This window comes from Lacticaseibacillus brantae DSM 23927 (genome assembly GCF_001436115.1).
Classification (GTDB): domain Bacteria; phylum Bacillota; class Bacilli; order Lactobacillales; family Lactobacillaceae; genus Lacticaseibacillus; species Lacticaseibacillus brantae.
Genome location: NZ_AYZQ01000001.1, coordinates 89,668 through 104,613, shown reverse-complemented (window position 1 = coordinate 104,613; position 14,946 = coordinate 89,668). Strand labels below are relative to the sequence as shown.

At 47.3% G+C, this 14,946-nt stretch carries 15 protein-coding genes; 7 read left to right on the top strand and 8 right to left on the bottom strand.

Features of this window, described 5'->3' with window-relative positions; genetic code table 11:
* Position 1 precedes the first annotated feature (1 nt).
* On the top strand, positions 2-502 hold the full coding sequence (locus FC34_RS00510) for an LURP-one-related/scramblase family protein (protein ID WP_057893426.1): 501 nt from the start codon (positions 2-4) through the stop codon (positions 500-502).
* Positions 503-722: 220 nt separating this feature from the next.
* Here FC34_RS00510 and FC34_RS00505 read toward each other — a convergent pair whose 3' ends face one another.
* Positions 723-908, bottom strand: coding sequence for a hypothetical protein (locus FC34_RS00505; protein ID WP_057893425.1), 186 nt, complete (start codon positions 906-908; stop codon positions 723-725).
* 157 nt (positions 909-1,065) lie between these two features.
* A complete protein-coding gene (locus FC34_RS00500) occupies positions 1,066-1,638 on the bottom strand; it encodes a GNAT family N-acetyltransferase (RefSeq protein ID WP_057893424.1) in 573 nt (190 codons plus the stop codon).
* Between the two features lie 443 nt (positions 1,639-2,081).
* Between FC34_RS00500 and FC34_RS00495 the strand changes: the two genes are divergently transcribed.
* The 5 genes from FC34_RS00495 to FC34_RS00475 all read left to right on the top strand — a co-directional run bounded on the left by FC34_RS00495 (position 2,082) and on the right by FC34_RS00475 (position 7,516).
* Entirely contained in the window at positions 2,082-3,143 is a 1,062-nt protein-coding gene (locus tag FC34_RS00495; protein ID WP_057893423.1) for an ABC transporter ATP-binding protein, read from the top strand.
* Positions 3,133-4,026: a carbohydrate ABC transporter permease gene (locus tag FC34_RS00490; RefSeq protein ID WP_057893422.1), complete on the top strand. Its 894-nt coding sequence runs from the start codon at positions 3,133-3,135 to the stop codon at positions 4,024-4,026. Before FC34_RS00495 ends, FC34_RS00490 begins: the two co-directional genes overlap by 11 nt.
* 10 nt (positions 4,027-4,036) lie before the next feature.
* Positions 4,037-4,858 (top strand): carbohydrate ABC transporter permease, encoded by an 822-nt coding sequence (locus FC34_RS00485; protein WP_057893421.1) that lies wholly within the window; start codon positions 4,037-4,039, stop codon positions 4,856-4,858.
* Between the two features lie 8 nt (positions 4,859-4,866).
* Positions 4,867-6,180, top strand: coding sequence for an ABC transporter substrate-binding protein (locus tag FC34_RS00480; protein ID WP_057893420.1), 1,314 nt, complete (start codon positions 4,867-4,869; stop codon positions 6,178-6,180).
* Positions 6,181-6,286: 106 nt separating this feature from the next.
* Positions 6,287-7,516 carry an MBL fold metallo-hydrolase gene (locus tag FC34_RS00475; RefSeq protein ID WP_057893419.1) on the top strand — a complete coding sequence of 410 codons (1,230 nt, stop codon included), beginning with the start codon at positions 6,287-6,289 and terminating at the stop codon, positions 7,514-7,516.
* A gap of 206 nt (positions 7,517-7,722) precedes the next feature.
* On the opposite strand, the gene FC34_RS00470 is transcribed toward FC34_RS00475, so the two are convergent.
* From FC34_RS00470 to FC34_RS00460, 3 genes are all read right to left on the bottom strand, one after another.
* Positions 7,723-7,947, bottom strand: coding sequence for a hypothetical protein (locus FC34_RS00470; RefSeq protein ID WP_057893418.1), 225 nt, complete (start codon positions 7,945-7,947; stop codon positions 7,723-7,725).
* Positions 7,948-8,029: 82 nt separating this feature from the next.
* Positions 8,030-9,175, bottom strand: coding sequence for a GGDEF domain-containing protein (locus tag FC34_RS00465; RefSeq protein ID WP_057893417.1), 1,146 nt, complete (start codon positions 9,173-9,175; stop codon positions 8,030-8,032).
* Positions 9,176-9,193: 18 nt separating this feature from the next.
* Positions 9,194-10,537, bottom strand: a complete 1,344-nt coding sequence (locus FC34_RS00460) for an FAD-dependent oxidoreductase (protein ID WP_057893416.1) — start codon at positions 10,535-10,537, stop codon at positions 9,194-9,196.
* Between the two features lie 149 nt (positions 10,538-10,686).
* On the opposite strand from FC34_RS00460, the gene FC34_RS00455 reads away from it, so the two are divergent.
* Positions 10,687-11,373, top strand: coding sequence for an EAL domain-containing protein (locus FC34_RS00455; RefSeq protein ID WP_235803378.1), 687 nt, complete (start codon positions 10,687-10,689; stop codon positions 11,371-11,373).
* A gap of 42 nt (positions 11,374-11,415) precedes the next feature.
* On the opposite strand, the gene smpB is transcribed toward FC34_RS00455, so the two are convergent.
* The 3 genes from smpB to FC34_RS00440 are packed head-to-tail and all read right to left on the bottom strand — an operon-like array spanning position 11,416 to position 14,919.
* On the bottom strand, positions 11,416-11,889 hold the full coding sequence (gene smpB, locus FC34_RS00450; protein ID WP_057893415.1) for an SsrA-binding protein SmpB: 474 nt from the start codon (positions 11,887-11,889) through the stop codon (positions 11,416-11,418).
* Positions 11,890-11,902: 13 nt separating this feature from the next.
* On the bottom strand, positions 11,903-14,197 hold the full coding sequence (gene rnr / locus FC34_RS00445; protein WP_057893414.1) for a ribonuclease R: 2,295 nt from the start codon (positions 14,195-14,197) through the stop codon (positions 11,903-11,905).
* Complete coding sequence (locus FC34_RS00440) at positions 14,194-14,919, bottom strand: alpha/beta hydrolase (RefSeq protein ID WP_057893413.1); 726 nt, start codon at positions 14,917-14,919, stop codon at positions 14,194-14,196. Before FC34_RS00440 ends, rnr begins: the two co-directional genes overlap by 4 nt.
* Positions 14,920-14,946 lie beyond the last annotated feature (27 nt).

Sequence of the window (14,946 nt, the reverse complement as noted above, 5' to 3'; positions counted from 1 at the left end):
CATGACCCTCTATTTTGAGCCACCAGTTCTGCAGCAAGTCGGCATCACTCCCATCTATGATCAACACCACCAGAATCGATTTCTTATTAGTGGCCGCCGGGGTTTGATCAATACCGGCTATGTCTTGGCCAATCTCTCCAGGCAACCATTAGGTGAAATTCGCCAGCAAAGTCTGGGAATTTTCCCGCGGTACGGCCTGTTCGTCGATAACCAAGAAACTGGCACGATCAAGCAAATGTTTGGTGTTTGGAACGAATTTGCCTATGTTTCCAAGCTCAATTGGATTGTCATGGGGAATTTGACCAATGATGTTTATCGCGTTTACCGCGGTGTCGGCGTCATAATGTCAGTTTCATCTGTTCGCGGTGGCCAAGTCGTGGCAATCGATGGCCTGACGCCTGACGACACCATCAATGGCATTTTAGTCGCGGTCATCTTGAATCATTTCAGCCGCGTCGGCCACCCACTCAAAACCGGCAACCCCGTGTTGGGCTTTGACTAATTCACATTAAAAGCAGATGTGCCCAACTTGCTTTGCCCTTGGCGAGGACGCCAAGGCAGCAAAACTGTGTCGGGGCTCGGTTGCTGAACGCGAGTTTTCACACTTGTTGTTAACCGGAATTCTCGGTCTTTTGGAACGCGATTAGTCTAGTTTGTTCAGAAATTAAAAAAGGGTTGTGACAAAACGTAGTTTTGTCACAACCCTTTTTGCATGGTGCAGCTTACTCCAATTCCATGTGTCTGGAGATAATGGGATAAAGAATTAAATTGCCACTAATGATACTGAGTTCCCTCACGAAATCCCCTAGTGAAATCTCCGTCAATAAGCCGACACAGATGAATCCGATGGCAGTCACTGTGGAAACAATCGATACAAATTTAAAGACCTTAAGCCCTGTAATTGTCATTCTCCCACCCCCCTGATGGCCTCAGTGCGCAAATTGTGACAGCGCTATCAATACTTTGAATTTACTGGGTGCCACCCCCTACTGTCAATAGGCCAGCCAGCGCTGTCATTCGTAAGAAAACACCCCATTGTCTTACCGACAATGAGGTGTGGCTAATTTAATTTTTGGCCAGCAGTTTGACCATGTGGTTGTAGCGATGTGTACCAATCATCAGCTCGCCTGTTTTTTCAAATCCAAGCCGTTCATATAATTTTTGCGCCCGAGGATTGGCTTGATCAACATTCAAACTGACACGTTCAACGCCAGAAGCGGCCAGCTCTGGCAAGACCGTCTCAATTAACTTAGTCCCGATGCCTTGGCCCTGAGAATCCTCAGCTACAGCAAATGTATCCAGATACCATTCACCAGGGTAGCTCTCCTGATCGGTGAAGAACCGTTCATTAGGGTCCATTCCTAATTCAGGCAATAAAGGCGCAAAGGCATCATCAATGTGAGCCTCTTTTTCATGCGGATACCCCACAAGAATGCCTTTAATTTTGCCATCTTCTTCAGCGACATACGTGTTGGGATAGCCATACCGATAATCCGGCAGAAGAAACGCCTTTTCAAACACGGGATAAGTCACGGACTTAGATAGTACCATCAATTGAGGGATTTCCATCTCTTCAAAGACGATATCAATGAGTGGCACGACGCCGTGGGCATCTGCGGGTGTACTTTTACGAATCATATTATGCCCTCCTTTACTCCTCCAGTGTATCAAACTTTTGATAAAAGGACGGTTAAACCGACAAAAACCCCACTGAACCAGTCAGTGGGGTTAGTCACATTGTGCTAATCGATTCCTATCGCTTTGCAACCCAATGTGGCATTTCCTAAAGTCAGTTTAACGTCCTGAAGGCTCTGAGCAAGTTCCGGGCCCGTCAAATCAACACTTCCACCGATTGTGAAGCCACACAGAAACCACTAGACCACAAATTTTCCCAAAAAAATGTTCCGAATCCCAGTCTAATGAGACCTGGAAGGTTGTTTACAAAATCGATACATAAAAAAGAAGAGTCCGTGACCTTTTTTTGAAATTTTACGGTATCATAAAGAAGTGCGCTGCCTGATTATCAGGGAGCCTCTGTTGGCAAACAACGCCAATGACTAAAATCGAAGGAGCGGACTGGGTTGAAGGTTACTTTCAAAGACGTCACGATGTCCTATGATGGCAAGACTGACACGCTCAGGGACCTGAATTTCACCATCCCTGACGGTACGTTAGTCTCGCTGCTCGGACCGAGTGGCGGCGGTAAAACGACGACCCTGAATCTGATTTCAGGGTTGTTGACGGCAACCAGCGGTCAAATCTTTTTTGGCGATGAAGATGTCACCAAGAAAGACGCGTTGGCCCGTAAAGTGGGCATGGTTTTCCAAAACTATGCGTTGTATCCGCACTTGACAGTGTTGGATAATATCGCTTTTCCCCTCAAGATGGCCAAAGTGCCAAAAGCAGAACGTCGCAAACGCGCCGCTGAACTGGCTGCTCTCGTCCATGTTGATGACCAGGTCGATAAGAAACCTGGCGAGTTATCTGGTGGACAACAACAGCGGGTCGCCATTGCGCGGGCGCTAGCGAAGTCCCCAAGCTTATTATTGTTGGATGAGCCATTGTCTAACCTTGATGCACGCTTACGCATTGAAATGCGGGAAGAAATTCGCCGCATTCAGCGTGAAACTGGGGTTACCACGATTTTTGTCACTCATGACCAAGATGAAGCCTTACATATTTCAGACAACATCATGGTATTGAGTGACGGCCATATCCAACAATTCAGTTCCCCGACGGACCTGTATGAGTCGCCAAACAATCTGTTTGTCGCCAAGTTCATTGGGACGCCAATTATCAATACCATCCCTGCTGATGTGTTACAAGACGCACTGGCTGGGATCATTCCAGGCGAGATACTGGAGCGGGCTGAAACCGCCGGAATTCGTTCGGAAGCAATTATTCCTTACGATGCCGGGGATGCCGTCCTCACCAAACTCTCTGGATCGGTCACTCACAGCCAAAAGTTTGGTCGAGAAGCCACCAGCGACGTCACGTACAATGGACAAACCATCCTGAGTACTGAGATGTCTGGGGTGCCAGAAGATCAAGCCCAGCTCGATTTCTATCTCACCAAGAAGGGCTTCTTCCTTTTTGATGACGCGGGCACAATGATTTACGGCGGTGATCTTCATGCTCAATGAAAAACCTAGCCTGAAGTCATCTGCCATAGCGTTGCTGTATCTGTTACCAATGCTCGTCATTTCAATCACGTTCCACATTTATCCCATCATCAGTAGTTTCGCGATGAGCTTGTATACGAAGTACGACTTCTATACGGATAAGGTGGGCGGATTAGGTTTTGATAATTTCGTGTATCTCTGGAATGACCCGGATTTCCACTTGGCCGTCAAAAATACCCTGATTTTTGTCATCGCGGTCGTGCCAATTACTGTCATTCTGTCATTAGTCATTGCGTTGTTGCTCAATCAGATTAAGTTCTTATCCGGATTCTTCCGGACCATCTACTTCCTCCCCTTTGTCACCAGCACCATCGCCATCGCGATGGTCTGGAACTGGATTTATCATTCCGATTACGGCTTGATGAATTATTTTCTGGGGTGGTTTGGGATTCACCCGATCCACTGGTTGACTGATCCCAATTATTCGCTTCTCGCCCTCATTATCATGAGTATCTGGAAGAATTTGGGCTTTAATATCATCTTGTTCTTGGTTGGGATTAACAACATCGACGACGGGTATTACAAAGCCGCCGAAATCGATGGTGCCAATGCCTTCCAACGTTTCTGGAACGTGACATTGCCACTGCTGTCCCCCATCACTTTCTTAGTTTCAATCAATGGGGTCATTGGTAGCTTCAAAGTCTTCGATGAAATTTTTGCCCTGTTCCAAGGCACACCCGGCCCTGGGAAAGCTGATTTGACGATTGTTTATTACTTGTATCAGAAGTTCTATACCGAATACAAGTATCCGGTCGCGGCCGCCAGTGGTGTGGTCTTATTCTTCTTGATCCTGTTAGTCACGCTCGTGCAATTGTGGTATTCCCGCAAGCACGTGCACTATTAGGAGGACGCAGATGGCAAAAACAATTAGCAAAATTCTCTTATACGTCATCGTCATCTTAGGGGCGCTCACCATGTTGATTCCATTCTTGTGGATGATTTCAACATCCTTAAAGACCGCACCTGAAACCATCAAAGTGCCACCCATTTGGATTCCTAAGCAATTACAATGGGGCAATTACGTGGCTGCTTGGCACGCTGCACCGTTTGGTCGCTACTTCATCAATAGTGTTGTGGTCACGACCTTATCGACTGCTGGCACTTTGTTCACCAGTATCTTGGCCGCTTTCGCATTTGCGCGCTTAAAGTTCTGGGGTAAAAATATTCTCTTCGTTATCTTTCTGGGAACAATGATGATTCCCGGTGAAATGTTGATTATTCCAAACTTTGTGACCTTGTCACATTTGGGGCAAATCGACAAATATGGGGCCTTGATTCTTCCCTGGTTGGCCAGTTTCTTCACCGTTTTCACCTTGCGCCAGACGTTCCAGTCGACGCCTGATCAGATTTACTACGCTGCCAAAATTGATGGCGCTTCTGATTGGAAGTATTTGTGGACGGTTCTGGTTCCCATGAGTAAATCAACCATCACAGCTGTCACCGTTCTACAAGTCATCGGGTCATGGAACTCCTTCATGTGGCCTCTGATTGTGACGAACTCTGAAAGTATGCGGACGCTGCCTGTTGGGTTACAGGCCTTCACCACGGACGCTGGCACGCAGTATCAACTGTTGATGGCAGCCTCCACCTTCGTCATTATTCCAATGGTTATCTTGTACATCTTCTTACAAAAATACATTATCGCTGGTATTTCAAAGGCAGGATTGAAAGGATGATACAAAAAATGAAAAAGAATTGCTTGGGTAAAGTTTTACTTGGTGCATTAACCGTTTCTCTGGTGGCGCTGCTCACCGCTTGTGGTGCTGGTAACTCCAACTCTAGCACCTCAGATAAGTCTTCGGGTGACGGCAAAGTCACGACCATCTCGTTCTGGCATGGGATGACCGGCCCTTACCAAAAAGCGCTGAATGAAATCATTTCAGACTTCAACAAGTCACAAAGCCAATATAAAGTTGTCGGCACCGCACAAGGGAACTACACCACCTTGCAACAAAAGATTATGGCTGCGGCCAAGTCCAAGAGTTTACCTGTGATTGCACAAACAACTTACACCACCGTGCCAGACTACAGTAAGCAAGGCTTCATCGAACCTCTTGATGCTTATATGATCGATGGCAGTAACAAATTAACCAGTGCTGATTTGAAGGATATCTATCCTGCTTTCTTGAATTCTTCAAAGTATGAAGGCAAGTATTACAGCATCCCAATGAGTAAGTCGACGCGGATTATGTATTACAACAAAACCTTAATGGACAAACTGGGCGTCAAGATGCCAACGAGTTGGGAAGACATCCAAAAGATTGGTCAACAAATCAAGTCTAAGGGTGTTGCTGCTGTTGGCTTTGATAAGAGTTTCGATATGGAATTTGAAGGCTTAGCTCGCCAAGCCGGCAATCCATTGGTTTCACCAAAGAGTTTCAAAGTTAATGTTGATTCCAAGAAGTCACTTGAAGCTGCCAACTTAATCATGGACATGGTTAATGATGGTACTGCCAAGACTGCTGGTGAAGATATTTATGGGGACAAGAACTTCACTTCTGGCAAGACCCTCTTCTACGCTGGCTCATCCGCTGGGATTACCCACATGAAGCAAGGCGCACCTAAGGATCTCGAATGGGGCACAATGCCATTACCTTCATACAAGAGTGAAAAGGCAACTGAATTAGCCGGAAACGACATTGTAATGTTCAAGAGTGCGACTGCTGATCAGAAGAAAGCCGCTTGGGCATTCATGAAGTACTTAATGAGCAAGCCTGTAACGGCTAAATGGGCTGAATTAACCGGTTATGTTCCATTACGGAAGTCTGCTTTAGAAGATCAATCTTTCCAAGATTACTTGAAGAAGGATCCTACTGCTAAAGCTGCCGTTGATTCATTACCATTTGGATTCCAATCAACTGCCTTTGTTGGCTTCTCTGAATACCGGAATGACTTGTTAACTGCCGTTGACGCCATGTTGACTAAGCACGAATCAACCCGCAAGGCCTTAGGCACCTTACAAAATCAAACCGAAACCATCATCAAGAGCAATCAATAATGATATCCAAAAGCCTCTGCCAATTGGCAGAGGCTTTTTTTGTAGGTCGAGCGAGCCAGCACGGTTTGTGGTAATCTTAAAACGAAACTAAAACGAGGTGAATCCTTTGACAGAAGTGCGTTTTTTAAATGGGTTAGACACAATTGGCGGCAACATCGTTGAATTCAGTAATGGCAATAGTCGCGTCATCATGGACTTTGGGGTGGCCAGTGATCTGACCGACGAAACTGTGGAATCGGCCATCGCCAATGGTAAGCTGCCTAACGTTCCAGAGTTGTTCTTCAACCAACCAGATAAGTTCGACCACGAAGCTATTTTCATTTCTCACCTGCATATTGACCACATGGGCGCGCTCCAATATTTGCAGGCTGATATTCCCATTTACCTTTCTGAGCCCTCTTACCGGCTCTATCAGTCGTTGATTGCCCAAGGCATCGAGGCGCCAGTCGATAACCTCAACCCCCTACCATTTGAAACACCAGTGACAATTGGCGACTTCACAGTGACAGGGTTTGCGAGTGATCATGATGAACCAGGCGTCATGGCCCTACTGGTCGATGACGGCCGCCATCGTTATGGTCATTCTGGAGATGTCCGGCTCAATGGTCCACACCGCCAAAACGTTGACCATTGGGCACAGATTTTTAATGAAGCTAAATTGTCGCTCTTCATGCTCGAAGGCACGACGTTCTCGTTTGACACTGCCGCACCGGTTGAGGATCAAAGCCAACCAAGTGTGCCTCTCAGTGAAGCATCGCTGCAAACAGCTTTTGCTCAGACACTTGAGGCAGCAAGCCAATTAGTCGTCGTCAACCCCTACCAGCGTAACTACGAACGCTTGCAAGCCTTTGTAGCGACAGCAGCCAGCCAGGGCCGTCAAATGGTCTTTGCGCCCACTGATGCTAAGATTCTGGAAGACATTACTGGCAACCGCCCCACTGCCGTGTTAAACGATACGGTCAGTCTTGGAGATATTAAAGCAGAACCGGCTAAATTCGTCTTGGAAAACCAGTTCGCCAATTTGGAATTGTTAGCTGAACTACCTGTCTCAGTCTATGTGCATAGTAATGGCGAGCCGCTTGGAGATTACGATCCCCGCTTCCAGCAGTTGCAAGACTGGCTGAAAGCACATAACATCCCCTTACAATTCCTATCTGCTTCCGGGCACGCCTTTCGCGAAGATTTAATTACCTTGGCCAAAATGGTGAATCCCAAAATCATCGTCCCTTGGCATTCATTTCATCCAGAACGGATGGCGGAAACCCTAGATAATGAAACTCGCGCCGAAGTTCTCATGCCCGAGCGTGATCTGTTCTACACAATTGATGAACAATGATAAAGAAGCTTTGAGAATGAGGATTAACAAGGATTGATGATAAAGCCCGAACTTAGGCCTTTGAATCAATCCCATAATGTGTTCAAACTCGCAACAACCTGTGCCCAACTTGCTTTGCCCTTGGCGAGGACGCCAAGTCAGCAAATCGGAAATTCAAAAAGGGGTTTGTGACAAAACGTAGTTTTGTCACAACCCCTTTATATTGCCTAGATATTGCCGCCTAAACCTGCCAGCAGGGCCCGCCAACTAATCGCTAAGACAGCCTTTGTGTTCCGCCAGCCAGGTCGATCTTGGGCGTATTCATTCTGATAATAGGCCCAGTACCGGCGCCAAAACTCTGAGCCCGCAATGCCCAGCGTTAGGAATACCAATAATGCTAGCATTGCCAGTACGACTAGCACCACAATCAACCAAAAAACCACAATCTCCATGTCTGCCGCCCCTTAATTGCCTCTAGTGTACCTGTCAATGTCACAAAGGCAAAACAAAAACGACCAGCCATAGGCTAATCGCTTAATGAGTGACTCTTGCAACATGATCAAAAGCCTGGTCGAATTTTGCTTGATTCCGGCCACTACGCTTAGCTTCATAGAGCATGCTATCGGCGCGTTCAAACAATTGATCCGGCTGATAAGCTTCATTCTGAGCCCAAGCAACACCAATGGAAATTGTCACTTGAATTGGCTGATCATTATAAAACGCCGGTTGCGTCTCGATTACGTGCTGAATACTACTGATAATTGCAGCAACCCTGGCCCGGCTATGGCCAGTAATAATCAATTCGAATTCTTCCCCGCCAATCCGATAAGGCCGAACCTCTGGGGAGGCAATTTTGGTCAAGGTGACGCCCAAATAACGTAAAACTGCATTTCCCGCTGGATGGCCATAATGGTCATTGATAGCCTTAAAATGATCAATGTCTAATGCAACCACAGCCAGGTCGCCGTCAACCTCACGCTCGTGGGCGACAATTTCGGCATAGGACTGCGAGAAATCATTATAATTGTGCAATTGGGTCAACGCATCGGTCGTTGCCATCCGAGTCATTTCCCACATGAATTCGTTGGTCTGCGTCAGTACTGTCAGGGCGTAATACACCCCGGCCAAAAGAATGGCCAACTCCACTGAAGCCAATACCGGATGAATGCCGGTCAACGACAGGCCGACGCTTGCTCCCCAAAGACTGACCGCCCACCAACTGCAACTGGTCAGGATGAAACCCAAAGTTAAAAACCAGCCTGTCTTTAACCAGGAGAGCCGTTTGGCAGCTATCATCACCAAGCCAATGGCGGCAAAAATCCCGTTTAACCAGAGGCTAGCAGCGCTAACCCCAAAAACGGCCAACCTAGCCCCAGTCCCCACAGCCAAAAGCACGAGTGCATCACCCGTACTTAGAAATGCCGTCGTAAACAAGAGAAAAATAACCCTAAAATTATTAAACATTAAACTGTTACCCGCTTGCTGGCTGAGCAACTCTAAATAAATCGAAATGACACCAAAATATGCGATACTTAACCATTCCAAGCCCAAGACTGACATGGCCCCATGATGAGTCTCTGTGGGATTAGAAAGCGTGCGCATAAGAAATTGGTAGACTAAGATGACGCCCAACACCCAGAAAATATCAGTGATGACGACAAGCACTGTTGACTGAATCAAGTTCTCCACTCCAAACTTCTATAACAAGCCCTCTGCTTTTAATGCCTGCTGGGCTGCTAGATTCAAATAATTAAATGGCCGATCATAATTGGGTTGGAACAACATGTCGACAAACGCTAAGTCGTCAAGTGTATTCTGGTTTTGAATAGCCAAGGAAAGCGTGTTAGCGGACTGTGAAATTTCGTGCTTACTGAGCATCTGGGCCCCTAGGATTCGGCGTGTCTGTTTCTCATAAACCAGTGTAATCGTAATTTCGTCAGTCGTTGGCATAAATTCTGGCCGGTACATATCGACAAACGTGGTGCTCGCAGCGTCAATCCCCCGCAATTTGGCATTACCCAGTGTAATCCCAGTGGTCGCCAAGGTATAGCCGAACAGCATCATCGCGCTGGTACCTTGTGTCCCCATGTCCGCCCGCAATTCGCCGAACACATTAATCCCCGCAAGCAGTCCCTGCCGCACAGCGTTAGAAGCATTCGGAAGATAAGCATTGTTGCCGGTCGCATTAAACCGTGACACCCGGGAATCCCCGGCCGCAAAAATATCGTGATTAGAGGCACGCCCATACTCGTCAGTAATAATGGCACCTGACCGATCTAAAGCCACCTGACCGCGCAGAAGGTCAGTCTGGGGGACAAACCCAGTGGAAACGATGGCTAAATCAGCGCGATAGTCCCCTTGATTCGTTTCAATGGTTAAGCCAGTCTCGTCTTCAGTGAAGCCATTAACGCGGTGATTCAATTGGATCCGCACACCATTGTCCGCAAGCAGTTGGGCCACGCGGACAGCCATATCTGTGTCTAAGTAATTGGGTAATAATTGGTCCCGACTTTGGTACAGTGTCACTTCATGACCAGTTTTGCGATAGCTTTCCGCCAATTCAACATTGACATAGCCACCACCAATCAGTGCAATGTCATGATTTTCTTGAGCAGTGTCATAGACTGCCTTGGCTTGTAAATAAGTCTTACATAATAAAACGCGCTGGTGGTCGATACCTTGTAAAGGCGGAACTGAAACCGCGGAGCCCGTTGCGACAATCAATTTGTCAAAACTGTCGTGTAGAATCGCATAGGAATCCATATCTTGGGCGGTTAAAGTCTTTTCGGCAGCGTCTACTTTTAGTACATCGTGCCGCAATCGCACAGTGGCGCCCATGGCGCGTAATTCGTCAGCAGAAGCGTAGAACATTTCCTCTAAGGTTTTGACCTGACCATCTAAGTACAAGGCAATCCCACACGAAAGAAACGAGATATTGTCATTACGTTCGTAGACAGTTACTTCCGTTTCAGGATGCGAATTCAAGATTTCTTTCACTGCCGCGGTCCCAGCATGGGTACAGCCAATTACAACAACTTTCATGGGCTTCCTCCAATATTGCAAACTAACAATATTTTATCTGTTTATTGAAATTAATCAATACTGGCAGCACAACTCCGGTTTGCGTTTCCCGGACAATGCCGGTAAACTAAGTACAGTGATTCACAAATAAGAAAGATCGTGTGACCTAAATGAGCATATATCGCTACTTTATCCAACCTCAACTCAACGTCTACAATCATTCGCTGGTCGGCTATGAATTGTTGATGAAAACCTACGTTAAAGACCATTGGGAACCACCAGCCTCATTCAGCGACCTGCCGGCAAGCCTCATTGCGGACACATTGGTTGAAACGGCCAAGAAATTGTCCCTCAAAATCGGCTCCGTCTCGGTCAATGTCAACCGCACCCAAATTATTGACGGCAACTTGATTGCGGCCCTGATTGCGGCGCAGGGAATCTTGCGCCCCGTCCGGTTAGTGGTTGAACTGATCGAAGAACCCGTCACGCCACCAGTACCTATGGCACAGCTACTCGAGGTTGCTTCTGTCTTAACTGATTTGGGCATTGAACTATCGCTTGATGATGTTGGGACCGGCGACAACACTTGGCCTGAAATTGAGCCTCTCTTGCCATTCACCAGCGAAATGAAATACGCCTTGCAGAATGGCCACGAGCACTTAGAAATGGCTTCAGCCGAAGAACACGTCGCTTTCTGGCAGCACCTCGCCCAAGAACATGCCTTTCGCTTCATTCTTGAAGGTGTTGAGAACGAAGATGACGATTACTGGGCCAATAAAATGGCGCTAGATTTGCGGCAAGGCTATTACTACGGTAAACCGCATTTGCTGAAACTTGCCCCTGACGATCCTGAATAACAAAAAAACTACGGCAACCAATTTCTGGTTGCCGTAGTTTTTTTAGTTGCGAGCGTTTTTCAACGCGCGCTGCATTTCCCGGTCTTGGTCTTTACGTTTCAAGGTTTCCCGCTTATCAAACAGCTTCTTCCCTTGACCCACACCAATCAAGACCTTGGCATAGCCATGTTTCAAATACATGCGCAAGGGGATCAATGTCGTCCCTTTTTCTTGAACGACACCAGTCAACTTACTAATTTCTTTCTTGTGCAACAAAAGTTTACGATTGCGCAATGGATCAGCATTAAACTGATTGCCTTCCTTGTATGGACTAATGTGCACATTTTCGAGCCAGGCTTCCCCGTTACGAATCCGGGCAAAACCATCCTTTAAGTTCACTTTACCCGCCCGAACCGATTTGATTTCAGTGCCGCTCAAGGCAATTCCAGCTTCATAGGTCTCGAGAATGTTGTAATCGTGACCGGCCTTCTTGTTCTGAGCTAACAAGTTAGTTGGCTTTGGCTTTTGTTTCTTCATCGGATCTCACCACCTATTTTGAGCGAGTGTTTCGATTTTGGTTATTCTTATTCGGACGACCACCTTGGCTAGGCTTGTGGTCACGGGGCGCACGCCGTGGCTGAGGCTTAACTAATTCGCCGAGATTACTGGTAGGCGTGTCATCACTGGGCACCAAGGAGAAATCGATTTGGCGTTGGTCCACATCGACATTATCCAGCTTGACGCGTAATGGCTGGCCAATCCGGTAAGTTTTGGCTGTTGTCTGCCCAACTAAGGCCATTTGGCTTTCAACGAAACTATAATAATCATCTTTCATGCGAGAAATGTGGACAAGGCCTTCAACCGTATTAGGCAAGGCAATGAACATCCCAAAGCTAGTGACAGAACTCACGACAGCGTCAAATTCTTCCCCAACCTTATCCAGCATGTATTCTGCCTTCTTCAGGTCATCAACAGCCCGTTCTGTATCAATGCTTCGCCGCTCTTGGGTTGAACTTTGCAAGGCGATATCTGGGAGTTTCTCAGACCACTTGGCTTGATTCTTATCGCTCGTGTCAGCAGCATAACTGCGGATTAAGCGGTGAGAAATCAGGTCAGGATAGCGTCGAATAGGTGACGTGAAGTGCGTGTAGTATTTAGCGGCTAACCCAAAGTGACCCAGTGGATCTTCAGAGTAATGTGCCTGCTTCAAACTCCGCAATAACTTCACATTGACCATTGCTTCTTCAGGCGTGTCTGTCACATCAGTGACCACCTGTTGCAGCATTTTCGGCGTCACGGTCTGACCCTTAGGTGCAGTCACCTTGATCCCGAAACTTGCGATAAAGTCCATGAAGTCTTTGATGCGGTCTTCATCAGGTGTTTCGTGCACCCGATAAATAAATGGCAGATGCTTCGTGTTGTAGTGTTCAGCTACTGTTTCATTGGCAGCCAGCATGAAGGATTCAATCATTTTCTCAGATGTGCCCCGTTCACGCAGGACGATGTCAATTGGGTGACCATCTTCATCAACGACGATTTGGGCTTCGGTTTCTTCGAAATCAATGGCCCCGCGGCCATGGCGCATCTTGTACATAATTTCGTGTAATTCGCCCATTTGTTCGAGCATTGGTACTAAGTCCTTGTATAAATCACGCAGGACTTCATCGCCTTCAAGAATCTTATTGACGTTATTATAGGTCAACCGTGCATGTGATCGGATAACACTTTGATAAATCTCATGCTTAACCACATGACCGGAGCGGTCGATTTCCATATCACAAGACATGGCCAGTCGATCAACGTCAGGGTTCAAGGAACAAATCCCATTTGATAATCGGAATGGTAGCATTGGAATCACGCGATCTGTCAAATACGTACTGGTCCCGCGTTCATAACTTTCCTGATCCAAGGCTGAGCCTTCAGTGACATAGTAAGAAACGTCAGCGATGTGGACACCCAAATGATAGTTGCCATTAGGTAACTTCCAAAGCACGACCGCATCATCAAAGTCTTTACTGTCATCCCCATCAATGGTGACAACGGGTTGATCAGTAATATCGCGGCGCCCAACACGATCAGCGTCAGTCACGTGGTCGGGAATTTCGTTGGTCTGAGCCATGACTTCATCAGGGAACTCAGTGCGAATCTTGTTCGCATAAACCAGCGATAGAACGTCAACACCTGGAGCATTCTTATTCCCCAAACTTTGAACGATAATTCCCTCCATCCGATCGGGATGGTCGGCGTCTGGGTAGCTGGTAATGTTAACCAGCAGCATGTCACCAAGTTCAGGGATCGTACCAGTATCTTTCACGTAAATCGGATACCGATTCATCTTCTTCTCGTGGCTTGTCACTGTGCCAATGAAACCTGTCTTTTGACGATCTTCATCAGACAGGGGACGATATTCTCCGACTAATGCGGTGGATTTGCGCTCAACGACAGAAACCACGCGGCCTTCTGGGCCCCGGGAATCGCCTGGTCGAGCTGGCCGGGTAATGGCAATTTCAACGGTATCGCCATCTAAGGCGAAGTTCGTATTTGGTGGCGCGATAAAGGCATCATTGTCTTCACCTTCAATCGCCACGAAACCAAAGCCCTTTTCGTTGCCATGAAAAACCCCGAGCAACTGCTGCGGCTTACCGCCGAGGACATAAAGATTATTTTGGTTCTGGTGAATTAAGTTGTCATTTTCAAGGCCAGTCAAAGCTTGGACAAGCAGCTTAAAATCATCAGCTGAGTCCAGTTTGAGGGCTTTGTTCAGCGTTGTTGTGGAATAAGCAACGCCTTGATTTTTGCGAAATGTTGATAATAATTCGTTGCGCATATGGCCGATTGTGGTCATGCTGGCACCTCTTCCTGTTGTAAGTAATTCAATACGTCAATTTCTAATTGGTGATGCGCGCTATTCACGGTAATCACGTGCTTAGCATCTGGATACCAGTGAAAATCAACTGGTTGCTTAATGGCATCTCGAAGTTGATAAGCCCGTGAGGCATCGATCAACTCATCGGCACCTGCCTGGCCAATAAAGATTGGCCGGCTCAATTGTCCCAGTTGATTAGCTACCGTCTGTGAGAACTGTTCAATAGCGCCAAGTTGGGCTGGCAGTTGTTGATTCACAGCAGTCATGTGCCCTGGTGAATCAGCTAGACGATACATGTATTGGGCATATTGGCGAAAACCGGCTGGTAAGTGATTCACACCCGCAATAATCGGGCTAGAGAACACGCCCCCACCTCGCAAGGTCGGATCTGTTTCCAGTGCCTTCATAGCAAAAATACCGCCTAGCGAGAGCCCAAACACAAAGACCTGCGCGTACTTGGTCTGCAAATCCGCCAGTGAGGCCTGTGTTTGCGCCCACCATGTTGTTGGCGACGCCGCAAGAATATCCAATGGCTCCAGTGTCCCGTGGCCAGACAAAAGTGGCACTGACACGCCATAACCGGCATCTGCCAGGCGGTGCGCCAGTTTATTCATATCATTGGGACTACCCGTGTAGGCATGCAATAACAGAACCCCTGTTTTACCACCCGGATACTCGATTGGTTGCGGTTGTCGAAACACGGCTTTCCTCCAAAAAAAGGCCCCTGC